General features: G+C 70.9%; 24 protein-coding genes and 1 riboswitch. Of the genes, 15 read left to right on the top strand and 9 right to left on the bottom strand.

Features of this window, described 5'->3' with window-relative positions; genetic code table 11:
- The first annotated feature begins 9 nt into the window (after positions 1 to 9).
- From DDV73_RS24885 to trpD, 3 genes are read left to right on the top strand one after another with little or no spacing between them, the layout of a single operon-like run.
- A complete protein-coding gene (locus tag DDV73_RS24885) occupies positions 10 to 930 on the top strand; it encodes a cytochrome c oxidase assembly protein (protein ID WP_240617467.1) in 921 nt (306 codons plus the stop codon).
- A 34-nt stretch (positions 931 to 964) separates the two neighbouring features.
- Positions 965 to 1,390, top strand: a complete 426-nt coding sequence (locus DDV73_RS24890; protein ID WP_109509975.1) for an Rv3143 family two-component system response regulator — start codon at positions 965 to 967, stop codon at positions 1,388 to 1,390.
- On the top strand, positions 1,387 to 2,415 hold the full coding sequence (gene trpD / locus DDV73_RS24895) for an anthranilate phosphoribosyltransferase (RefSeq protein WP_109509976.1): 1,029 nt from the start codon (positions 1,387 to 1,389) through the stop codon (positions 2,413 to 2,415). Before DDV73_RS24890 ends, trpD begins: the two co-directional genes overlap by 4 nt.
- On the opposite strand, the gene DDV73_RS24900 is transcribed toward trpD, so the two are convergent.
- Genes DDV73_RS24900 through DDV73_RS24910 form a run of 3 tightly spaced genes read right to left on the bottom strand, consistent with a single transcriptional unit; the run spans position 2,412 to position 5,090 of the window.
- Positions 2,412 to 3,017, bottom strand: a complete 606-nt coding sequence (locus tag DDV73_RS24900; RefSeq protein ID WP_109509977.1) for a hypothetical protein — start codon at positions 3,015 to 3,017, stop codon at positions 2,412 to 2,414. The genes trpD and DDV73_RS24900 overlap by 4 nt on opposite strands.
- Before the next feature lie 12 nt (positions 3,018 to 3,029).
- Complete coding sequence (locus tag DDV73_RS24905; protein ID WP_109509978.1) at positions 3,030 to 3,308, bottom strand: Lrp/AsnC family transcriptional regulator; 279 nt, start codon at positions 3,306 to 3,308, stop codon at positions 3,030 to 3,032.
- Positions 3,309 to 3,329: 21 nt separating this feature from the next.
- Positions 3,330 to 5,090, bottom strand: a complete 1,761-nt coding sequence (locus tag DDV73_RS24910) for a DEDD exonuclease domain-containing protein (RefSeq protein WP_109509979.1) — start codon at positions 5,088 to 5,090, stop codon at positions 3,330 to 3,332.
- A gap of 119 nt (positions 5,091 to 5,209) precedes the next feature.
- Between DDV73_RS24910 and DDV73_RS24915 the strand changes: the two genes are divergently transcribed.
- The 6 genes from DDV73_RS24915 (at position 5,210) to DDV73_RS24940 (ending at position 11,074) form a co-directional block, all read left to right on the top strand.
- Positions 5,210 to 5,470: a hypothetical protein gene (locus DDV73_RS24915; RefSeq protein WP_109509980.1), complete on the top strand. Its 261-nt coding sequence runs from the start codon at positions 5,210 to 5,212 to the stop codon at positions 5,468 to 5,470.
- A complete protein-coding gene (locus DDV73_RS24920; protein ID WP_109509981.1) occupies positions 5,467 to 6,759 on the top strand; it encodes an NYN domain-containing protein in 1,293 nt (430 codons plus the stop codon). Before DDV73_RS24915 ends, DDV73_RS24920 begins: the two co-directional genes overlap by 4 nt.
- Before the next feature lie 294 nt (positions 6,760 to 7,053).
- Positions 7,054 to 7,260: a hypothetical protein gene (locus tag DDV73_RS24925; RefSeq protein ID WP_109510010.1), complete on the top strand. Its 207-nt coding sequence runs from the start codon at positions 7,054 to 7,056 to the stop codon at positions 7,258 to 7,260.
- Between the two features lie 149 nt (positions 7,261 to 7,409).
- Positions 7,410 to 7,572, top strand: a riboswitch (cyclic di-AMP (ydaO/yuaA leader).
- A gap of 10 nt (positions 7,573 to 7,582) precedes the next feature.
- Entirely contained in the window at positions 7,583 to 8,569 is a 987-nt protein-coding gene (locus DDV73_RS24930; RefSeq protein ID WP_109509982.1) for a C40 family peptidase, read from the top strand.
- Between the two features lie 40 nt (positions 8,570 to 8,609).
- Positions 8,610 to 9,833 (top strand): hypothetical protein, encoded by a 1,224-nt coding sequence (locus DDV73_RS24935; RefSeq protein WP_154402902.1) that lies wholly within the window; start codon positions 8,610 to 8,612, stop codon positions 9,831 to 9,833.
- Entirely contained in the window at positions 9,830 to 11,074 is a 1,245-nt protein-coding gene (locus DDV73_RS24940; protein ID WP_109509984.1) for a M48 family metallopeptidase, read from the top strand. Before DDV73_RS24935 ends, DDV73_RS24940 begins: the two co-directional genes overlap by 4 nt.
- 4 nt (positions 11,075 to 11,078) lie before the next feature.
- On the opposite strand, the gene DDV73_RS24945 is transcribed toward DDV73_RS24940, so the two are convergent.
- Positions 11,079 to 12,863 (bottom strand): AMP-dependent synthetase/ligase, encoded by a 1,785-nt coding sequence (locus tag DDV73_RS24945; RefSeq protein ID WP_109509985.1) that lies wholly within the window; start codon positions 12,861 to 12,863, stop codon positions 11,079 to 11,081.
- A gap of 157 nt (positions 12,864 to 13,020) precedes the next feature.
- On the opposite strand from DDV73_RS24945, the gene DDV73_RS24950 reads away from it, so the two are divergent.
- Genes DDV73_RS24950 through DDV73_RS24965 form a run of 4 tightly spaced genes read left to right on the top strand, consistent with a single transcriptional unit; the run spans position 13,021 to position 16,028 of the window.
- The gene (locus tag DDV73_RS24950; protein WP_109509986.1) at positions 13,021 to 13,458 is read left to right on the top strand and encodes an SRPBCC family protein; all 438 of its coding nucleotides are present in this window, start codon (positions 13,021 to 13,023) and stop codon (positions 13,456 to 13,458) included.
- Between the two features lie 51 nt (positions 13,459 to 13,509).
- Positions 13,510 to 14,679: an ArsA family ATPase gene (locus tag DDV73_RS24955; protein WP_109509987.1), complete on the top strand. Its 1,170-nt coding sequence runs from the start codon at positions 13,510 to 13,512 to the stop codon at positions 14,677 to 14,679.
- Entirely contained in the window at positions 14,679 to 15,080 is a 402-nt protein-coding gene (locus DDV73_RS24960; RefSeq protein ID WP_109509988.1) for a hypothetical protein, read from the top strand. The genes DDV73_RS24955 and DDV73_RS24960 overlap by 1 nt, the downstream gene beginning before the upstream one ends.
- A gap of 3 nt (positions 15,081 to 15,083) precedes the next feature.
- Positions 15,084 to 16,028 (top strand): ROK family glucokinase, encoded by a 945-nt coding sequence (locus tag DDV73_RS24965; protein WP_109509989.1) that lies wholly within the window; start codon positions 15,084 to 15,086, stop codon positions 16,026 to 16,028.
- A gap of 109 nt (positions 16,029 to 16,137) precedes the next feature.
- On the opposite strand, the gene DDV73_RS24970 is transcribed toward DDV73_RS24965, so the two are convergent.
- Both DDV73_RS24970 and DDV73_RS24975 read right to left on the bottom strand, forming a co-directional pair.
- A complete protein-coding gene (locus DDV73_RS24970; RefSeq protein ID WP_240617472.1) occupies positions 16,138 to 16,503 on the bottom strand; it encodes a nucleotidyl transferase AbiEii/AbiGii toxin family protein in 366 nt (121 codons plus the stop codon).
- Between the two features lie 388 nt (positions 16,504 to 16,891).
- Positions 16,892 to 17,458: a type IV toxin-antitoxin system AbiEi family antitoxin domain-containing protein gene (locus tag DDV73_RS24975; protein WP_109509990.1), complete on the bottom strand. Its 567-nt coding sequence runs from the start codon at positions 17,456 to 17,458 to the stop codon at positions 16,892 to 16,894.
- A gap of 131 nt (positions 17,459 to 17,589) precedes the next feature.
- Here DDV73_RS24975 and DDV73_RS24980 point away from each other — a divergent pair, with 131 nt between their 5' ends.
- Complete coding sequence (locus DDV73_RS24980; RefSeq protein WP_109509991.1) at positions 17,590 to 18,621, top strand: ROK family glucokinase; 1,032 nt, start codon at positions 17,590 to 17,592, stop codon at positions 18,619 to 18,621.
- Here DDV73_RS24980 and DDV73_RS24985 read toward each other — a convergent pair.
- From DDV73_RS24985 to DDV73_RS24995, 3 genes are all read right to left on the bottom strand, one after another.
- A complete protein-coding gene (locus DDV73_RS24985; protein ID WP_109509992.1) occupies positions 18,554 to 19,798 on the bottom strand; it encodes an ornithine cyclodeaminase, nickel-pincer nucleotide-dependent in 1,245 nt (414 codons plus the stop codon). The genes DDV73_RS24980 and DDV73_RS24985 overlap by 68 nt on opposite strands.
- A gap of 27 nt (positions 19,799 to 19,825) precedes the next feature.
- The gene (locus DDV73_RS24990) at positions 19,826 to 20,266 is read right to left on the bottom strand and encodes a hypothetical protein (protein ID WP_109509993.1); all 441 of its coding nucleotides are present in this window, start codon (positions 20,264 to 20,266) and stop codon (positions 19,826 to 19,828) included.
- 204 nt (positions 20,267 to 20,470) lie between these two features.
- Positions 20,471 to 21,238, bottom strand: coding sequence for an alpha/beta hydrolase (locus DDV73_RS24995; RefSeq protein ID WP_109509994.1), 768 nt, complete (start codon positions 21,236 to 21,238; stop codon positions 20,471 to 20,473).
- Between the two features lie 134 nt (positions 21,239 to 21,372).
- Between DDV73_RS24995 and DDV73_RS25000 the strand changes: the two genes are divergently transcribed.
- Positions 21,373 to 22,092, top strand: a complete 720-nt coding sequence (locus tag DDV73_RS25000; protein WP_109509995.1) for a lysophospholipid acyltransferase family protein — start codon at positions 21,373 to 21,375, stop codon at positions 22,090 to 22,092.
- Positions 22,093 to 22,098 lie beyond the last annotated feature (6 nt).

Raw genomic sequence — 22,098 nt, forward strand, 5'->3', positions numbered from 1 at the left:
GTTCACACCGTGGTTTCACTCTCTTCTCCGCCAGAGCTCGACCTGCCGCGCTTCACCTTCGGCAGCGTCTTCAGCCAGTGGGGGATGGACCCGGTTCCGTTCGTGCTGACCGTCTGGGTGGCCGGTCTCTACCTGGTCGGTGTGGCCGCGCTGCGGCGGCGCGGCGACCACTGGCCGGTCGGCCGGACGCTGGCCTTCGTCGGCGGCGGGATGGGGTGCTTCTACTTCGCGACCTCGTCCGGGCTGGCGGCGTACGACACCACGCTGCTGAGCGTGCACATGGTCCAGCACATGGTGCTGTCGATGCTGGTGCCGCTCTTCCTCGCGCTCGGCGCGCCGGTCACGCTGGCGCTGCGGACGCTGCCGAAACGGCCGCGCGCCTGGCTGCTCGTCTGCCTCCACTCGTGGGTGGCGAAGGTGCTGTCGTTCCCGCCGCTGGCCCTCGGTCTGTACGTCGTGTCGCCCTGGGCGCTCTACTTCTCCGGCTGGTACGAGGCATCGCTGAGGTCGGCGTACGTCCACGAGATGATGCACGTCCACCTGGTGCTGGTCGGCGCCCTGTTCTTCTGGCCCCTGATGGGCATCGACCCGGTGCCGGGTCGGGTGGGCTGGCCGTTCCGGCTGCTGCTGGTGTTCCTCACGCTGCCGTTCCATGCGTTCCTCGGGGTCACGATCATGGGCCAGAGCACGCTCATCGCGGGGGACTGGTACCGCTCGCTGCGCGACGGCCCGATGGCGTCGTGGCTGCCGGACCCGATGGACGACCAGCACCTCGCCGGCGGCATCCTCTGGGGCTCGGGCGACCTGATCGGGCTGCTGTTCTTCGCGGTGCTGTTCACTCAGTGGGTGCGGTCGTCGATGAAGGAGGCCGAGCGGGAGGACCGGCGGCTGGACCTGCTCGAGCGTCAGTCCGCGGATCCGGGTAGCTGAGTCCCAGACGCTCGCCACTAGTAGCATCGGCGCTGTGACCGACACGACCTCGAACAAGCCGGCGGCGCTCAGGGTGCTCGTCTACAGCGACGACGTGAACACCCGTCGCCAGGTGATCCTGGCGCTCGGCCGGCGCCCGCACCCCGACCTGCCCGAGCTCGAGTACGTCGAGGTCGCGACCGAGCCGGTCGTGATCCAGCAGGTCGACGCCGGCGGTCTCGACCTGCTGATCCTGGACGGCGAGGCAGTGCCGGCGGGCGGCATGGGCATTGCCAAGCAGGTCAAGGACGAGATCTACGAGTGCCCGCCGGTGCTGGTGCTGACCGGCCGTCCCCAGGACGCCTGGCTGGCGACCTGGTCGCGGGCGGAGGCGGCGGTGCCGCACCCGCTCGACCCGATCCAGTTGGCCGAGGCTGTCATCCGGCTGCTCCGCTCACGCGTCCCCGCCGCGGCCCGATGAGCCAGACCTGGCCCGAGGTCCTCGGCACGCTGGTCTCCCGCACCGACCTGACGTCCGACCAGGCGGGCTGGGCGATGGACCAGATCCTGCAGGGCGAGGCGACGCCGTCGCAGATCGCCGGCTTCGTGGTCGCGCTGCGCAGCAAGGGCGAGACGATCGACGAGCTGTCGGCGATCGCCGACGGGATGCTCGCGCACGCCCAGTCGATCTCGGTGCCTGGCCGGCTCCTCGACGTGGTCGGGACCGGCGGCGACCGGTCGATGTCGGTCAACATCTCGACGATGTCGGCGATCGTGGCGGCCGGCGCGGGCGCGCGGGTGGTCAAGCACGGCAACCGGTCGGCGTCCTCGCAGTGCGGCAGCGCCGACGTCCTGGAAGCGCTCGGCGTCCGGCTCGACCTGACTCCGGACCGGGTCGCAGCGGTGGCCGAGGAGGCGGGGATCACCTTCTGCTTCGCGATGGCCTTCCACCCGTCGATGCGGCACGCCGGCCCGACCCGTCGCGAGCTCGGCATCGGCACCACCTTCAACTTCCTCGGCCCACTGACGAACCCGGCCCGGCCGGCCGCTCAGCTGGTCGGCTGCGCCGACCCACGGATGGCGCCGCTGATGGCCGGCGTGTTCGCCCGCCGCGGGCTGGACGCCTGGGTGGTCACCGGCGACGACGGGCTCGACGAGCTGACCACGACCACCACGTCGAAGGTGTACGTCGTGCGCGACGGCGCGGTTGCCGAGACCACCGTCGACCCGGCCGCGTTCGGGATCCCGACGGCCACGGTCGAGGACCTGCGGGGCGGTGACGTGTCGGTCAACGCCGACGCGGTCCGCCGGTTGCTCGACGGCGACAGCGGCGCCGTGCGCGACGCCGTACTCCTGAACGCGGGGGCGGCGCTCGCCGTACACGCGGCCGAGGGCGGCGAGGTGGACGCTCAGCTGAGCGCGGGGCTCAAGCGCGCAGCCGACGCGATCGACTCCGGGGCTGCCAAGGCCGCCTTGGACCGTTGGGTAGCGGTTAGCCAGTCCTAGAGGTCGAGGACGTAGTGGTCATCCTCGCGGTGGAAGCCGAGCTTGCCGTAGTAGGGGTCGACCATGCCGGGCGGCGTGACCACGCGGTCCACCTCGAGCCGGCGCAGCAGCTCGCTCTGCCGCCACACGAACTCGCCGGGGGAGAAGTCGCGGAACCGTGGCGTGACGTAGTCGAGGTCGACCTGCGCGGCGCCGTCCTGGACCCGAAGCACGACCACGCCGACGGTCTCGTCCGCCTTCTGGATGAGGTACGGCGTGCTGCCGACCGGCACGCCGGCGAAGCCCGGCTGGTGCCTGGCGATGTCGGCCCCGTGGACCTTCAGGACGTGCAGTAGGTAGGCGTCGCTCGGCCGCACCTGCAGTACCGAGAACGCGGCCGCGTCGTGCCGGTCGCGCAACAGCCGCACCAGGAACCAGATGTTGATCGCCGACAGCACGATGTTCATCGCCACCATCGGCCAGATGCCGAGGAACGCGTTGAACGTCACCAGGACCAGGCAGGCCACCAGGTTGAGCGCGCGGAAGCGCAGGACCCGCGCCTGCAACAGCGAGAAGACCAGGAGCGCGGAGCCGCCCCAGCCCAGGACGTCGAGCCAGCCCATGGTGACGGTGGGCTACTCGGCGCCGAGTGAGAACGCCGACTCGAGGTCGTGGCGGGAGTACGCGCGGAACGCGATGTGCGTCTCGGTCTCGATGACACCCTCGACCTTGTTGAGCCGGTCGGCGACGACCGCCGCGATGTCGTCGTGGTTGCGCACCCGCACCAGCACGATCAGGTCGATCTGCCCGGTCACGGAGTAGACCTCGCTGACTCCGTCGAGCGCCGCGAGTGCCTCCGCGACCTCGGGGATCCGGGCCACGTCGGCCTTGACGAACACGATGGCGGTGATCATGGCGTCACGTTATCTCGCGAGCTACCTCGCAGGCTGATGGACCGGTGCCAGGTCGCGCCGCTCGTCGAACGGCACCAGCGTCAGCCGGGACTGGTTGACCGCGTCGTGGAGGGCGAGGTGGCGGGAGGCGCCGCCGACCGGGCAGCTCCACTCGCCGTCGATGTCGACCAGCCGGATGCCGGAGGACTCCAGCCAGCTCAGCACCTTCTCGGTCTCCTCGGCACTCGCGGCCGGGAGCGGTCCGGGGGCGGGCAGCACGGACTCGGCCGAGGCGCGGAGTACGCCGACGAAGGCATGCGCGTCCTCGCCCGGGGGGATCACGCCGGCCGCGGCCAGCCGGCCGTGGCGGACCACGTGGACCGCCCAACGGCCGTCGTCCTCCCGGCGCGCGGCGACGACCTCCTCGCAGCGGGTCAGCGCGCTGAGCCGCTGTGTCCGCGCCGCCGCGCGGACGAACGCCGCCAGCCGGTCGCGGTGCACGCTGGCCTCCTCGTAGCGCTCACGCGCGGCCAGCGCGGTCATCTTGTCGTTGATCGCCTCGACCACGTCGTCGGGACGGCGCAGCAGGTTGTCGCGGAGCTGGCGCACCATCGCGGCGTACGCCACCGCGTCGACGCTGCCGTCGCACGGTGACAGGCAGCGATCCATCTCGGCGAGCACGCACGGTGACCCCGACGGCTCCTTGGCCATCCGGCCCGAGCACTGGCGGACCGGGAACGTCTCGTGGAGCGCGGCCAGGCACTTCTCCGCGGTCTTGCGCGACCCGAAGGGCCCCAGGTAGTCGGCCTCGTCGTCGAGCACCCGGCGCACCAGCGACAGCCGCGGCCAGGTTTCGCGGGTCAGCTTCACGAAGTGCACCTTCTCCGGGTACCGCGAGCGACGGTTGTACGGCGGCTTGTGCTCGGCGATCAGCCGCAGCTCGCGCACCTGCGCCTCCAGCGTCGTCGCGCACTCGACCGCGGTCACCGACTCGGCGGCGGCCACCATCTCGCCCATCCGGGAGCGGGTCTCGGACGCGGTGAAGTAGGACCGGACCCGGGTGCGCAGGTCGCGCGAGGTACCGACGTACAGCACCCGCTCGCGGGCGTCGCGGAACAGGTAGACGCCCGGCGCGTGCGGCAGCGACTCGGCGAGGTAGCGCTTGCGGCGCTGCGCCGGGGAGACCCGCGAGCTGAACGTCTGCAGCTCCTCCAGCGTGTGGACGCCGAGGCCGCCGAGCCGCTCCATCAGTCCGTGGAGCACGTCGACGGTCGCGCGGGCGTCGGCGAGCGCGCGGTGGTTGGGCGTGGTGCCGGAGTTGAACAGCCATGCCAGCGAGGACAGCTTGCAGTTGGGCGCGTCGTCGCGGGTGATCACTCGGCGGGCCACCTTAGCCGTGTCGAGCACCTCGAACGCCGGCCACGGTCGCTCCTGAAGCCGGGCGAAGTGCTGCAGGAAGCCAACGTCGAACGGCGCGTTGTGGGCGACCAGGACGCTGCCCTGGGCGAACTCGAGGAACGCCGGCAGCGCGGACTCGATCGGCGGCGCGTCGGCGACCATGGTGTTGGTGATCCCGGTGAGGACGGCGATGAACGCGGGGATCTGGGTGTGGGGGTTGACCAGCGTCTGGAACTCGCCGAGCTGCTCGCCGCCACGCACCTTCACTGCGCCGATCTCGGTGATCATCGACCCGCCGCCGGCCGACCCGCCGGTCGTCTCCAGGTCGACCACGCAGAACGTGAGGTCGCGCAACGGTCGCCCGAGCTCGTCGAAGCTGCGCTGCTCCGCCCACCTCATGCTCATGACACAAGACGCTAGATGCGGCCACCGACAGTACGGCGACGCCGCGCCCCGCCTCAGGGCCTCTCAGCCTGTTCGCGCATACGCTTGCTGGAACGACGAACCAGAAGATGGAGACGCCTGTGACCGCGACCATCCCCGACGCGACGCACCGCTGGCGGTGTGCCGGCTGCGGCAACCTGACCCGGTTCGACGTGACCAGGACTCGCCGTACCACCGAGTTCTGGCACTTCGACCTGGCCGGCGAGCACCAGGTCGAGGAGGTCGAGGTGAAGGACGAGACGGTGGAGCAGGTGAGCTGCCGGTGGTGTGGCCGCGCTGACGCGGTCGAGCTGGTCGACCGGGCCGAGGCCGCGGCCCTGGAGGACCCGGCGTCGCGATGACCGAGCCGTTGCCAGAACCCGTGCGGCTGCGGATCGTCGCGCTCGCATCCGACGCCCTGCCGTCGGTGCCGCAGCTGCCGCCGTCGCTGCGCAAGGTCGCGGCGTTCGCTCCGGCGCGGCGCGCACGGCTCGGCGGTACCCAGATCTCGGTCGCGCTGGAGGGCGACGACAACTTCCGCGAGAGTGTCGGCGTACAGGTGTCGGCGGCGGTGCCCGAGCTGTCGGCCGCGGTGGCCGGAGGTACGGCGCCAGCCACGGCCGATCCGGTCGACGTCGCCGCTCTCGCCTGGCTGCTGCGGCCGGACGGCTGGGCCGAGCTGGTCGCCGCGGCGAGCCGCGAGACCCAGGCCAGACAGGACGCCGCGCTGAGCGAGCAGGACGCGTCGGAGCTGGAGCGGCTGCGCGAGCGGCTCGCCGATGCCGAGACCGCGGCGCGCCAGCAGCGCACTCAGCACAAGGAGCAGGTCGAAGGGCTGAAGGCGGAGAACGTCACGCTGCGCCGCAAGCTCGGTGAGCTGCGGGTGCAGGAGAAGGCCGGCGCCGAGAAGGCCGCCGCCGACATCGAGGAGCTGACCCGGCTACGCGCCGAGCTGGAGGCCGGCCAGTCGGCCAGCGTCATCGAGATCCGGCGGCTGCGCGGCCAGCTCGCCGCGCTCCAGGAGGCGGCGTCGGCCGTACGCCGTGACGTCCGGGCCGACCGCGACGACGCCACCGTGCGGGCCCGGCTGCTCCTGGACACCCTGCTCGACGCGGCCACCGGGCTGCGCCGTGAGCTGGCGCTGCCGACGGTGTCCGGTGCGCCGGCCGACCGGGTCGAGAGCACACTCGCCGAACAGGGCGTGCGGCAGCCGTCCGCTGCTGGCGCGCTCGGACCGTCCAGCCCGGCGCTGCTGGAGCAGTACCTCGCCCTGCCCCGGCCGCGGCTGATCGTCGACGGCTACAACGTCAGCAAGGAGGCGTGGCCGTCGTCCTCACTGGAGGCGCAGCGGACTCGGCTGCTGAACGGGGTCGCCCCGCTGGTCGCCCGCAGCGGTGCCGAGACCACCGTGGTGTTCGACGCCGCCGCGACCTCAAGCCGGCCGCTGGTCAACCCGCCGCGCGGTGTGAAGGTGCTGTTCAGCCCCGAGGGCGTGATCGCCGACGACATCATCCGCGAGCTGGTCGACGCCGAGCCGCGCGGACGGGTCGTGGTGGTCGTCACCAGCGACCGCGAGGTCGCCACCGACGTGGTGAAGGCCGGTGCCCGCTCCATCGACGCCGAGGCCCTGATCGCCGTTATCAACCGCTGACCCGGCCCGTGTCGACGCCTGGATGCGCCGACCCGGCCGGTGTTCACGCGAGATTGCGCCGACCCGGCCGGTGTTCACGGCCGAACGCGTGAATAAGGGCCGGGTCGGCGTCGTACGGGGTGAACACGGGCCGGGTCGGCGGCGTACCACGTGAACAAGGGCCGGGTCGGCGTCGTACGGGGTGAACACGGACCGGGTCGGCGGCGTGCGGCGTGAACAAGGGCCGGGTCGCGACACGCGGGGGTGCGACACGCCGGAACGAAAATGTCGGTGGTGGCTGGGAGGGTCCTGACCATGACGATACGAATCGACTGTGACAGCTGCCTGGTGCGTGGCCTGCACTGCCACGACTGTGTGGTGACCGCGCTGCTGGGGCCGCCACCGGAACTGGGGTTCGACGACGACGAGCAGAAGGCGCTCGGGGTGCTCGCCGAGTCCGGGCTGGTTCCACCGTTACGAATGGTCACATCCGTGCCCAATCCCGACATCGAGTCGGCTTGAACGTGCAAACCGCCGGGTAGGACCGGGAAAAATCACCCTAAAGACATGCCGTCCGGGGTTTGCTGCGTGCCTTGCCTGCGGCTAGTCTCCCTTGCTCAGGTGCCCGTCATAGCAGCTAGACCGGTTGCGCGGGCGCCGCGCCGAGTCTGGAGCCGCGAGCGGGGAAGCCCGTGGGTCCGGAGCCGGGGAACCACATCTTCCCTGGGGTGAATCGCCAACAAGGCGCGAGTGGTGACGCTCGGGTGGAGTTGGTGTAGGGCTTGTCGGCCCGAACCCGTCAGCTCACCTGGTAGGCGTCGACAAAGAGGGAGAACGTCCGCTCGTGATTCACGGCCGGAAGCGCTTCGTTACTGTCCTGACCGGACTCGCCACCGCCGCAGTAGTTGGCATCGTCCCCACCACCCCCACCTACGCAGACCCGGACATCGACGATGTCCAGGCCAAGGTCGACCGTCTCTACCACCAGGCCGAGAAGGCCAACGAGCGGTACCTCAACGCCAAGCAGGAGCTGGCCAGCCTCGACAAGCAGCTTCGCCGCTTGAAGGCCGACCAGAAGCGGCAGCAGACCAAGCTCGACCAGGCCCGCGGCCAGGTCGAGGACTCCATCGTCCGCCAGTACCAGGGCGCCAACCTGTCCGCGGTCGGCGAGGTCGTCGTGTCCGACGACCCGTCCAAGTTCCTCTCGCAGCTGTCGACGATGTCGGCGTACAACGACCTGCAGACCCAGCGCTTCAAGAAGTTCTCCACCGAGCTCGAGGCGCTCGAGATCCGGCGTGAGGCTGCCCAGGAGCAGGCCAAGGAGATCGCCAAGGTCAAGGCCAAGCTCGGCAAGGACAAGAAGATCGTCGACGACAAGCTCGACGAGGCCGAGGAGCTGCTCGGCGAGCTCGAGGCGGAAGAGCTCGACGAGATGACGCCGCCGAGCCGTGGCGACCAGCCGCTGCCCAACGTACCCGTGTCCGGCCGGGCCAAGGCCGCGGTCGCCTATGCGCTCGCCCAGGTCGGCGACTCCTACGTGTACGGCGCCGAGGGCCCGGACGCGTTCGACTGCTCCGGCCTGACCATGATGGCGTGGGCGCAGGCCGGCGTGGCGCTGACCCGCTCGTCGTCCTCGCAGATGGGTGACGGCGCTCCGGTCAGCCAGAGCGACCTGGCGCCCGGCGACCTGGTCTTCTACTACAGCCCGGTCAGCCACGTCGCGATGTACATCGGCGGCGGCCAGATCGTGCACGCGTCGAACCCGAGCAGGGGCGTCCGGATCGACCCGATCGACCTGATGCCGTACTCCGGTGCGGTCCGCCCTGGCTGAGCCAGAAGCACTCGACAAGGCCGGTCGCCCACGTTGGTGGGTGGCCGGCCTTTCGCTGTTGCTCGTGCTCGGCGTCGCCGCCGTCTCCTCCTGGCTGGTCCTGCGCGACGACGGCGGCAGCAAGGACCAGGACCCGGGTCGGCCCCGGCCGACCACCCAGGCCGACCGGATGGACTCGTCGGCCGAGCTGCTCGGCGACCTGCAGCAGGCGGTGACCGACCGCGACAAGCAGGCCGCCGCGGCGCTCGCCGCCGACGGCGACGCCGCGGCCGCGGACCGGCTGACGGCGATCGTGGACAACGCCCGGGCGCTCGAGGTACGAGACTTCACGCTGCGATACGTCGACGAGGACGAGGCCGCCGGCAGCGAGGGGACCTGGGTAGTCGCGGCGGAGACGACCTGGCAGTTCGCCGGGTTCGACGCGACCCCGACGGCGACCGAGGTGTCGTTCACGCTGACGTCCGACGGTGACCGCGCGGCCTTCGTGTCCGCGGGTGGCCACCAGCGCCGGTCGCCGCTGTGGCTGACCAACCGCCTGGAGGTTCGCCGTACGGCGAGCACGCTGGTCCTCGCCGCGGCGCCGGCGGAGGAGACCGACAACTACGCCCGCTACGCGCGCGCCGCCGTACCCGTGGTCCGTAGGGTCCTGACCGACTGGGACAGCGGCCTTGTCGTGGAGGTGCCGGCCTCGGTCGACGGCCTGCATGCCGCCCTCAATGCCACGCCCGAGCAGTACGCCGCGATCGCGGCCGTCACCACCACGCCGGACGGCTCGACGGCACCCGGCACCTCGGCCCACGTGTTCGTCAACCCGGCCGTGTTCGGCTCGTTGCGCGCCCAGGGCGCCCAGGTGGTGATGAGCCACGAGGCCGCCCACGTCGCCACCGACGCGGTCACCACCAACGTTCCGCTGTGGCTGCTCGAGGGCTTCGCCGACTACGTCGCGCTGCGCGACGTCCGGCTGCCGGTCTCGGTGACCGCTGCCCAGATCGCCCGCCAGGTCCGCGAGGACGGCCCACCCGACCACCTGCCGGACCAGGCCGAGTTCGACACCCGGACCACCCATCTCGGCGCCGCCTACGAGGCGGCCTGGCTGGCGTGCGTGACCCTGGCCGAGGAGGGCAGCGAGGGTCAGCTGGTCCGGTTCTACCGCCAGGTCGCGTCCGGTACGGCGCTGGCCGAGGCGCTGCCGGCGGTGTTCGGCATGACCGAGCAGGAGCTGACCCGCGCCTGGCAGGCGCGGCTGGAAGACTTGGCCGCGTGAGTACGCCGGACCGCGCCACCGCGCTGATCGTGACCCTGCTCGGCGGCGGCGCCTTCGTCGTACTGGCCGCCCTGCTGGTGCCCTGGGGGCCGATACCCGGCGGCGCGGTCACCGCGGCGCCCGTGGGCGACGTACTGAGCCCGAAGCAGGTCGCCAGCGCCGAGGACTACGCCGGTGGCACCCTGCAGATAGGCCTGGCCTCGCTGGCGGTCTCGCTGGCGGTGTCGTTACTGCTCGGCCTCACCCCACTCGGATCCCGGCTGATGAAGCGGCTGCCCGGGTGGTGGTGGGTCCAGGTAGTGCTCGGCACGGCCGCGGTGCTGCTGATCGGGCGAGTGGCCACGCTGCCGTTCTCCCTGGTCCAGCGCGAGCGCCGGCTCGACGTCGGACTGACCCACCAAGCGCTGTCGGCGTACGCCGTCGACCAGGCCAAGAGCCTGGCCCTGTCGGTCGTGGTGGTGTCGCTCGCGCTGATGGCGCTGGTCGCCTGTGCCCGCCGCTTCGAGCGGCGGTGGCCGGCGGTGGCCGGGGGAGTGCTGGCGGCCCTGGTGATGGCCGGCTCATTCGCCTACCCGGTGCTGGTCGAGCCGCTGTTCAACAACTTCGAGGCGCTTCCGGACGGCTCGCTGCGCACTCAGGTGCTGGAGCTGGCCGAGGAGGAGGGAGTCCCGGTCGACGACGTGCTGGTCGCGGACGCGTCGCGGCGGACCACCACCTTGAACGCCTACGTCTCCGGCTACGGCGGGACCCGGCGGGTGGTCCTCTACGACAACCTGGTCGACGACCTGCCCGAGGACCAGGCGCTGTCGGTGGTCGCCCACGAGCTCGCACACGCCCGCCACGACGACGTGCTCGCCGGGTCGCTGCTCGGCGCCTCCGGGACCCTGCTCGCGGTCGGCCTGCTCGGGCTGGTCACCGGCGCTTCAGTGGTACGGCGCCGCACCGGCACCGAGGGCCTGGCCGTGGTCACCGCCGTACCGCTCGTGCTGGCGCTGTCGGCGCTGGCCACCTTCGCCGCGGCGCCGGTCGAGAACGGCATCAGCCGCCAGATCGAGACCCGCGCCGACGTGGATGCGCTCCGGTTCACCAACGACCCGGGCGCGTTCATCGCCATGCAGAAGCGGCTCGCGGTCCGGTCGCTCGCCGACCCGACACCACCCGGCTGGTCGCACTGGTGGTTCGGCAGCCACCCGACCACCCTCGAGCGGGTCGCGATCGCCCGCCGGATGGGCGAGCGGTAGCGGCTTACCGGTAGAGGTCGGCGACGTCGTCCTTGAACTCCCGCATCACCACGTTGCGCTTCAGCTTCAGGCTCGGGGTGAGCTGACCGCCCTCCTCGGTCCAGTCGGCGGGGAGGATCGTGAACCTGCGGATCGCCTCGGCCTTGGAGACCGCCTTGTTGGCGTCCTCGACCGCGGCCTCGACCTCGGCGCGCAGGTCCGGGTCGTCGACCAGGTCGGCGATCGCACCCTTCTTGCCGTGCCGCTCGGCCCAGGCCGGGAACGACTCGGTGTCGATGGTGACCAGCGCGGCGATGAAGGGCTGACCGTCGCCGACGACCATGCACTGGCTGACCAGGTAGTGGGCGCGCAGCCGGTCCTCGAGTACGGCGGGAGCGACGTTCTTGCCGCCGGCGGTCACCAGGATCTCCTTCTTGCGGCCGGTGATCCGGACGAAGCCCTCGTCGTCGACCTCGCCGACGTCGCCGCTGTGCAGCCAGCCGTCGGTGAGCGCGGCGGCGGTGGCCTCGTCGTTGTGCCAGTAGCCGTCGAAGACCTGGCCGCCCTTGAACAGCAGCTCGCCGTCGTCGGCGACCCGGACCGCGGCGCCGGGCAGCGGCCGGCCGACGCTGCCGACCTTCTGCGCGTCCGGCAGGTTGACGGTGATCGCGGCGGCGGTCTCGCTGAGGCCGTAGCCCTCCAGCACGTTGAGCCCGATCCCGCGGTAGAAGTGGCCGAGCCGCTCGCCGAGCGGCGCGCCGCCGGAGACGGCGTACGTGCAGCGGCCGCCGAGCGCGTCGCGCAGCTTGCCGTAGACCAGCTTGTCGAACGCCGCGTGCTGGGCGCGCAGCCGCAGCGGCACCCGGCCCCGGTCCAGGGCGCGCGAGTAGGAGATGGCGACCTCGGCGGCGCGGTCGAAGATCCGGCCCCGGCCGTCGGCAGCGGCGCGCTGGGAGGCGGTGTTGAAGACCTTCTCGAAGACCCGGGGGACGCCGAGGATGAACGTCGGCCGGAACTCGCCGAGGTCGGCGACCAGGTTCTTGATGTCGGAGGAGTGGCCGAGCCGGACCCGTTTCTTCATGCAGCCGATCTGCACGATCCGGGCGAACACGTGGGCCAGCGGCAGGAACAGCAGGGTCGCGGCCTCCTCGTCGTCGAAGAGGTCGGCAAGCTCCTCGACGGCCACGCCGAGCTCGAACATGAAGTTGCCGTGGGTGATCCGGCAGCCCTTGGGCCGGCCGGTCGTGCCCGAGGTGTAGACCAGGGTGGCCAGGTCGCTCGGCATCGCGGTGGTACGCCGCTTCTCGAGCTCCTCGTCGGTGATGTCGGCGCCGAGCGCGGTCAGCACCTCCACCGCGTTGTCGTCGAAGGACCAGACGTTGTTGAGCTGCTCGAGGCTGGGCCGCACCTCGACGATCCGGGCGATGTGGTCGGCACCCTCGGCCACGACCGCCTTGGCACCGGAGTCCTGCAGGATCCACTGCACCTGCTCGGCCGATGAGGTCTCGTAGATCGGCACCGTCACAGCGCCGGCGAACCAGATCGCATAGTCGAGCAGCGTCCACTCGTATCGGGTCTTCGAGAGCAGCGCTACTCGGTCGCCGACATCGATCCCGGCGGCCACCAGCCCCTTGGCCACGCCCTGCACCTCGGTGAGGAACTCGGCGGCGGTGACGTCGACCAGACCCGAGCCCGACTGCCTGCTGAACATCACGGAGTCGGGGTGGTCGCGGCCGTTGCCGGCCACGTCGTCGGTGAGGTTTCCGGTGGTGGGAACGGCGATCGTCATCGGCGTGGAGAACTCGCGCAAGATATGCCTCCCGGGACTGGAGCGTGACCCTGCTGGGTGACGGGCTGCTCGTCGCAGGTTATCGCGACGAGAGTATGGCGCCCGCCACGGCGCCGTACCTCCAGTATCCGGTACGCTCGGCGACCTCAGCCCACACGAGATCCCAGGGGGCTCCTCGATGGCCGAACAGACGGCCTCCTCGATCGTCGTCGACGCACCACCGGCCGCGGTAATGGCCGTGATCGCCGACTTCCCGGCGTACCCGGCATGGGCGAAGGGCGTGAAGACCGCCGACGTCCTCGCCGAAGCATCCGGTGGCCGCGCCCGCGAGGTCTTCTTCGAGCTCGACGTGCCGCCGATCAGGGACGAGTACACCCTGTCCTACATCTGGGACGACGACCGCCAGGTCACCTGGACCCTGGTCCAGGGCAAGATCCTGAAGTCGCTCGACGGCGCCTACATCCTGCGGCCCTCCGGCAAGGGCACCGAGGTGACCTACCGGCTGTCGCTCGACGTGACCATTCCGCTGATCGGGATGCTCAAGCGCAAGGGCGAGAAGATCCTCATCGACACGGCACTCTCGGGGTTGAAGAAACGCGTCGAGTCGCTGGTCTGACCCGCCCCAAGAAGACCGCCCAACGAGAGCAGACAGGTCCAACCCGAACACATGCGCATCCTCCTGTTCACCGGCAAGGGTGGCGTCGGCAAGTCCACCGTTGCCGCCGGCACCTCCGCGCTCGCGGCCGCCTCCGGGCTCCGCACCCTGGTGCTGTCCACCGACGCGGCCCACTCGCTGGCCGACGCGTTCGGTGCCGCCGTCGGCTCGGAGCCGACCAAGGTCGCCGAGAACCTGTTCGTCCAGCAGGTCGACGCCCAACTGCGCTTCGAGCAGTCCTGGGCCGACATCCAGGGCTACATGCTGTCGGTGCTCGACGTCGCCGGCGTGGACCGGGTGGCCGCCGAGGAGCTGACGGTGATCCCGGGCGCCGAGGAGGTGCTGGCGCTGCTCGAGCTGCGGCTGCACGCGCTCTCCGGGAAGTGGGACGTGATCGTGGTCGACTGCGCGCCTACGGCGGAGACGCTCCGCCTGCTGGCGCTGCCCGAGGCGCTCGGCTGGTACATGAAGCGGGTGCTGCCGGTCGAGCGGCGCGTGGTGAAGGCCCTCAAGCCGGTGCTGACCCGGGCGGCCGGTGTGCCGATGCCCGAGGACACCGTCTTCGACGCCGTCGAGCGGCTGCACCAGGAGCTCGACGAGGTGCAGGAGCTGCTGAGCGGCCCCAACGCCAGCGTCCGGCTGGTGCTGACCCCGGAGAACGTCGTCCTCGCCGAGGCCCGGCGCTCGTTCACCACGCTCTCGCTGTTCGGCTACACCGTCGACGGCGTGGTCGCCAACCGGGTCTTCCCCGAGGCCGGCGACGACGAGTGGCGGGCGGGCTGGGTGGCCGCCCAGCGCGGCGTGCTCAAGGACGTGGACGAGTCGTTCGCGGGGCTGCCGGTCTGGCGCTCGGTGTACCGCCCCGCCGAGCCGGTGGGCGTGGCCGCGCTGACCGAGATGGCCCGTGAGGTGTACGGCGGCCACGACCCGCTCGCCGCGCCGGCGGGTGGCGGCCCGCTGCGGATCACCCGCAGCGCGACCGGGTCGGTGATGCGGCTGACGCTGCCGTTCGTCCGTAAGGCCGAGGTCGACCTGGCCCGCAACGGCGACGAGCTGGTGGTCACCGTCGGCTCCTACCGGCGGCTGCTGACGCTGCCGTCCGGGCTGGCCCGGCAGAAGGTCACCGCCGCCCGGGTCGACGAAGGCGAGCTGCAGGTGAAGTTCGAGGAGGTTCGCGCGTGATGGCCGACGGGGTCGAGGGAGACCGGAAGGCTGGTCAGGGCACCGGCGACGACGTCGGCAGTGTGGCTGAGGAGGCGGCCAAGCTCTTCGGCGCGTTCTCCACCTGGGCGCGCGAGCACGGCAGCGACGCGGGCCATGGCCTGGCCGACGCAGTCGACCAGAACTTCGCCAACGGTGCTCCCGAGTGCACCTTCTGCCCGATCTGCCGCGCCGTGCACGCCGTACGCCAGTGCAGCCCGGAGGTCCGCCAGCACCTGGTCGTTGCGGCCGCGTCCCTGATGCAGGCCGCGTCCGCGATCATGACCGCGGTGGCGACGCCACCGGCCGACAACGACGACCCAGCGACACGCCGTGACAGGGTCGAGCACATCGATCTGGACTCGGAGTGGGAGGACGATTAGCGGATGGGGCTGTCATGCGGCATCGACGTTGGGGGCACGAAGATCGCCGGCGGCATCGTCGACGACGAGGGCAAGGTGCTCGAAGAGGCACGGGTGGAGTCGCCGGCGCGCGACACCGATGCCATCGAGTCGGCGATCGAGGAGCTGGTCAACGACCTGCGGAGCCGGCACGAGATCGAGTGCGTCGGAGTAGGGGCGGCCGGCTTCGTCGACCGTAACCGGGCCACCGTGCTGTTCGCGCCCAACCTGGCGTGGCGCGACGAGCCGCTCAAGTCCGACCTGGAGCGCCGGCTCGACCTGCCGGTTGTGGTCGAGAACGACGCCAACGCGGCCGCCTGGGGCGAGTTCCAGTACGGCGCCGGCCACGACATCGACGACCTGCTGCTGGTCACGGTTGGCACCGGCGTCGGCGGCGGGATCGTGCTGGACGGCGCGCCGTACCGTGGTGCTTTCGGGGTGGCCGCCGAGATCGGCCACCTCCGCGTCGAGCGCAACGGCCGTCTGTGCGGCTGCGGCAACCGCGGCTGTTGGGAGCAGTACGCCAGTGGCACCGCGCTGGTCCGTACCGCCCGCGAGGCCGCGACCGGGGGCTCGCTGATCGCCCGCGACCTCCTCGACCGCGCCGGCGGCGACCCCGAGAAGATCACCGGGCCGCTGATCACCGAGGCGGCGCGCGCCGGCGACCGGTTCGCCATCGAGCAGCTGACCGAGCTCGGCCGCTGGCTGGGGGAGGGCATCGCCAGCCTGGCGGCCGTCCTCGACCCGGCGGTCGCGGTGATCGGAGGCGGCGTGTCCGAGGCCGGTGACCTGCTGCTGGACCCGATCAGGGCCGCGTTCGAGGCCAACCTGACCGGCCGTTCGTACCGACCTCAGCTCGAGATCCGTCCCGCCCGGCTCGGCAACACCGCCGGCCTGATCGGCGTTGCCGACCTGGCTCGGCGGCGCTGATAGCCGGCATCACTCCCGAGCGGGTGCCTCGAAGAACGGGTCGACGGCGGCCGCGACCGCTCGCATCTGCCGATCGAGGTCGTCGTGGACGATGCCGTCAAGGCCAGCCTTACGGATCCAGGCGCGCCACCCGTGCCTGGCCGATCGCGCCGTAGCCGTCGACGACCTCGCCGATGGGGCGGAGCGCCACACGACGGGCGGTGGCGACGGCACGGACTGCCTCCACCATCGCGGCAGGGTCGAGCTGGCAGCGGTTCCTGACGAGCACGATGTCCACGAAGTCCCGCCATCGAGTGCTGGTGGTTCCACGCTCAAGAATCGTGACCGCCTTCTCCGCGACCACGGTCTCCGGCGCGTACCCCAGCACCCGGAGGTCGGGGCCAAGGACTCGCGGAAGCCGGACGATCCGCGGCGCAGGGACGATCGGGTCACCGGTCGAGACATCCCAGACGATCGTGCGGCGCCAGGTGTGGATGGCTGCGTTGACCGCATCCGGAGGCCGGGATACTCGGCGGTGTCGCGGATCGGCTCGCCGCGAACGGAGGTGGGGTCGAACGCGACTCCATCGTCGACGACGACGGCCGAGACATCACGGATGACAGCGACCAGACGCTCGACGGTCACCGATGTGTGGATGGCTTCGGCGTCGACGTCCTTTGGTGGGCCGACGGATGCCGTACGCCGCCAGCAGGATGCCGCCTTTGAGCACGAATGCGTCGGCATGGTTGGTGCGGGCCAGCCGGTCGAGGAACGACTCCAGGGCGTGTCGGGTGAGTTGTTCCTCGACGTTCGGCCGGCGACCTGTGTCGACGGCCAGGCCTCGGGTCAGCCGTTGGATCTCGCGGTAGGTCTCCTCGCCGGCTTCATGCCATCAGCTCCAGCGCCTGCCGAACCGGTCCGGCCGCCCGCGGTAGCTGGGTCGCGACTGACATCAGGTCGGCCGGCTTGCCGCCGTCGCGCAACCAGGTGCGGAGCGCATCCCGCCCGAGCTCGTAGCCTTCCTGGCCGCGCAGTCGGAAGGCGTCAACGATCGAGCGCTCGGGCGAGTAGATGCCGATTCTCAGTGAGGTGGCGTCAATCGGCAGCGTCGTACGGCCGAGCTGGAACGTGGCCCGATCGAACGAGTGCCACGTGACCGGTGCACCGACGACCGGCGCCCGAGTCCCGCGAGGGATGGCGATCTCGATACTCGAGGGGATGATGTCGGTCAGGTCGTGAAACGCGAGGGCGCTGGCCAGGCAGAGCGTGGACTCAGGCCGCCGTGACGCGATCTCGAGGTAGTCCAGATTGGTGGTGGCCGCGTCCGCGCGCCGGTAGCGGCCTCGGCTGAACTGCTCGAGCTCCCCGGATCGTGCACGCCGATACAGACCAGTCCGGCTGAGCCCGTACCGCTCGGCGGCGCTCGGCCGGATGGGGTCACTCGCACTCATGCGGATTCACCCTTTGCGTGTGGGACGATTCGTATACAGAAAAGAATATCTGTATACGAATCGTACCGCCAAGGCTGCAGTACGCCGTGTCCCTTGGCCCGCTCAGGGACCCGACCCGGGAGACTGGGGCTATGGATCTCACGATCGGTGTCGACGTCGGCGGCACCAAGGTGCTCGCCGGGGTGGTCGACGAGCAGGGGCGCGTCGTCCGCACCGCGCGCCGGTCCACGCCGGGTCGGTCGGTCGACGTCCGGCTGCTGGAGGACGCGTTGGACGCGGCGGTCACCGCAGTCGCCGACGGTTCGCCGATCACCTGTGTCGGCCTGGCCGCCGCCGGCTTCGTAGACCGGGCGGGGGACCGGGTGATGTTCGCCCCGCACCTGCCGTGGCGCGGCGAGGACGTCCGGCTCCGGCTGGAGAAGCGCTGGGGGACCGCCGTACTCCTCGACAACGACGCCAACGCCGCGGCCTGGGCCGAGTGGCGGTACGGCGCGGCGCGCGGTGCCGAGACCGCGATCGTGGTGACCATGGGCACCGGCATCGGCGGCGGCCTGATCATCGACGGCCGGGTGCACCGCGGCTTCAACGGGATGGCCGGGGAGTTCGGCCACATGCAGGTGGTGCCGGACGGTCAGCGGTGCGAGTGCGGGCGCTACGGCTGCTGGGAGCAGTACTCCAGCGGCAACGCGCTCGTGCGCTTCGCCCGGTCCCGGATCGGCACCGAGCCGACCCTGCTGGAGGAGCTCTGCGGCGGCCGGCCCGAGCTGCTGACCGGGCCGATGGTCACCGAGGCGGCCGAGGAGGGCGACCTGGTCGCCCGGCAGGCGTTCGCGTCGGTCGGCGACTGGCTCGGCATCGGCCTCGCGAACCTGGCCGCGGCCTTCGACCCGGAGTGCATCGTGATCGGCGGGGGAGTGTCGGCCGCCGGCGACCGGCTGCTGGAGCCGGCCCGCAACGGGCTGCTCCGCTCGCTGGTCGGGGCCGAGCACCGCGACGTACCACCCGTCGTACGTGCGCGCCTCGGCCCCGAGGCCGGCCTGGTCGGGGCCGCGGACCTGGCCCGGATCGCCTGGCGCGGCCTGCGACCCCGCAAGCTCAGCTTCGGCGGTACTCCGGGACCAGTTCGACGGCGAGCTGCTCCAAGAAGAGTCCGACGTCGGTGACGATGCCGCGGGCCTGCGAGGAGCCGCGGTCCGCGAGCTTGGTGACGGTCGCGGGGTTGATGTCGACGCACACCAGCGGGATCGAGGCCGGCAGGATGTTGCCGGTCGCCACCGAGTGCAGCATGGTCGCCACCATCAGGCAGAAGCCCACGTCGGCGATCTTGGCGCGCATCGCGCGCTGCCCGTCGATCACGTCGGTGTAGACGTCCGGCAGCGGTCCGTCGTCGCGCACCGAGCCGACCAGCACGAACTCCTTGCCCTGGGTCACCAGCGCATGCATGATCCCGCCGGTCAGTACGCCGCTGTCGACGGCGGCCTGGATCGAGCCCTGCTTGCGGATCGTGTTGAGGGCCCGGATGTGGTGCTCGTGGCCGTGCTCTACACCGCGGCCCATCGCCAGGTCGACGCCGAGCGAGGTGCCGTAGAGGGCCGACTCGATGTCGTGGGTGGCCAGCGCGTTGCCGGCGAACAGGATGTCGACGAAGCCGGCGTTGACCAGCTGCACCATCGCCGGCGCCGCGCCGGTGTGGACCACGCCCGGGCCACCGACCCAGAGCACCTTCTTGCCCTGCGCCTTGGCCTCGCGCATGCCGTCGGCGACCTGCCGCACCAGCACCGCCTGCGGCTTCTCCGAGGACACGTCGGACTCCATGAACCCGAACGACTCCGAGCTCTTGTCGACGAGCGGCACCACGACCTTGATGCCGGACGCGCCGCACACGACGTTCATGCCGGTCTTCACGTCGGCCATCGGAAGCGTGTAAACCCGCGGCGCCGCGCCGCCGTCGGCGTACTCCACGATCAGGCCGCAGTCCATCTCGGGATTCTCGACGTCCAGCCAGCGGCCGCCGAGGCGGACCTTGGTGGCGAGGTTGGTGGTGGAGTAGAAGCCGTCGGGGAGTACGCCGTCGGCCTCGGCCGGCGCGACCGACGCCTCGCCCGGGTCGACCTGGTTCACTCCGCGGGTCTGCAGCCGCATCAGCAGCCGCTGCAGCGCCTCGTCGTCCTCCGCGCTCACCACGATCTTGGCGTGGGAGGTGTCGGCTGCCTCGTGACCGACGTCGAACTTCTCGATGACGTAGTCGCCGCCGTATTCACGGATGTCGTCCAGGACCCGCGACAGGATGCCGCTGTCCATCAGGTGGCCGCTGATCTCGACCGTCTCACTCGCGTTCACTGATGCAGGGTAACCAGTCGCCCTGGGTCAGACGCGAGCGCCGTCGTCGTATGGGTCGTTCGGGTGCTTGGGCATGTGCCAGACCAGGTACCCGAAGCCGCCGAGGAACCACGCGACCAGGCTGAACGAGACCCAGTCGGGCGGCAGCATCCCGGCCACCAGGCAGATCAGCAGCGCGGCCGGCGCCGCGATCAGGCCGAGCCACGCGACGAAGCGCTGCGGGGTGGTCCGGGGGAGCGGCGGCGGTGGTGGCGGCACGAACCGCTCGGCCTCCTCGGCGTCGTCGAGTACGTCGAGGTAGTCGCGGTCGCCGGGCTCGTCGAGGTCGTCCTCGTCGAGCTTGTCGAGATCGGGGAGCTCGACGACCTCCTGGGGACGCTCGCTCTCGTCGACGGCCGCGCGCTCGCCGTAGTTCTCGACGATCTCCCGCCAGGCCTCGTCCTCGGTGCTGCCGCTGCTCCCGCTCACGTCGTCGAGCCTAGACGAGTGATTCCAACGGCTCGCCTGCTGCGCGACGCCCGGCACGCACGCTGGCTGCGTTGGCGTCGGTCGACGGGCCACCGGCCCGCCTCCCTCCGCCGCCTTGCCATCGCACGCGTCGGACGCCGCGCCGCGACGGCGATCCGTTGGAATCACTCGTCTGGTCCTGACCCCAACCCGACCCAACCGAGATCAAGCGGTGACCCGGGCGATGAACTCGGCGGACTCGGTGAAGATCCGCTCGGCGTCGTTGTCGATGGTGGCCACGTGGTAGCTGTCCTCGAGCAGCACCTCGTTCGCCTCCTTCGACCCGACCGTGGACAGGATGATCTTGCTCGACGACGGGTCGACGACGTGGTCGTCGACCGAGCGGAACATCAGCACCGGCGCCGTGACCTTTCCGAGGTCCGCGCGCAGCGGCTTCCAGGCCTTCACGAGGGTGTCCAGCGCCTTGAGTGGGGTCCGCGGGTAGGCGTGCTCGTCGGTGCCCGGCTTCTTGATGTCCGCGCCGATCGCGCCGAGGCTCGGCAGCACGTACTTCACCACCGGTACGGCGAGCAGGTCCTTGCGGTCGCTGGCGACGGCAGGGTTGACCAGCAGCACGCCGGCGACCTGGTCGGGGTGGTCGGCGGCCAGCCGCAGCACCAGCGCCCCACCCATCGACAGCCCGCCGAGGACGACCGCGTCGTGGTTGGCGGCGAGCTTCTCGTAGACGCGCGACACCTCGCCGTACCAGTCGGCCCAGGAGGTGCGGTTCATCTCCTGCCAGGTGGTGCCGTGGCCGGGCAGCCGCGGCACCTCCACGGCGTACCCCTTGTCGGCGAGGTACTCGCCCCACGGCTTCATCGAGAACGGCGACCCGGTGAAGCCGTGGCTGAGCAGGACGCCGATCGAGCGTCCCCCGGTCAGCTCGGGGCGGGCGGAAGATGAGTACGGCGTCGCATGCGGCTGGACGGTCATGGACGTCATTGTGGCCCACAATGGGAACCGTAGGTGGCGGACGGCACAGGTCGTCTCACGCCGAATGCCGGCTGGCAGCCGGCCGACATAGCCTAGGGTTCAGCCGACGGAACTGACGCTGAGGAGGCATCGGGTTGTTGTACTGGGCGCTCAAGTTCATCTTCCTCGGCCCGTTGTTGCGGGTGGTGTTCCGCCCGACGGCCGACGGGATCGAGAACGTGCCGCCGGAAGGCGCCGCGATCCTGGCCAGCAACCACCTGTCGTACTCCGACTGGCTGTTCATGCCGCTGGTGATCCCGCGCCGGGTGACGTTCGTGGCGAAGGCCGAGTACTTCACCTCGCCGGGGATCAAGGGCTGGCTGCAGAAGACCTTCTTCTCGGGGTCCGGCCAGGTGCCGATCGACCGCTCCGGCGCCAACGCCGCCGAAGGCGCGCTGATCACCGCCAAGGGGATCCTCGACAAGGGCGACCTTTTCGGCATCTACCCGGAGGGCACCCGCTCCCACGACGGCAAGCTCTACCGCGGCAAGACCGGCATCGCCCGGATCGCGCTGGAGGCGAAGGTGCCGGTGATCCCGGTCGCGGTGGTCGGCACCGACGTGGTCGCGCCGCCCGGCAAGAAGTTCGGCCGCCTCACCCGGCCGCACGTGGTGTTCGGCAAGCCACTGGACTTCTCGCGCTACGAGGGCCTGGAGGGCGACCGCTTCATCCTGCGCTCGATCACCGACGAGATCATGTACGAGATCATGCGGCTGTCCGGCCAGGAGTACGTCGACAAGTACGCCGCCCGCGCCAAGGAAGACGCCAAGAAGGCCGGAAAGCCCGACCCGGGCACCGACCGCAAGGCATCCTGACAGCCG

The sequence above is a fragment of the Nocardioides speluncae genome (assembly GCF_003121585.1).
GTDB lineage: Bacteria > Actinomycetota > Actinomycetes > Propionibacteriales > Nocardioidaceae > Nocardioides > Nocardioides speluncae.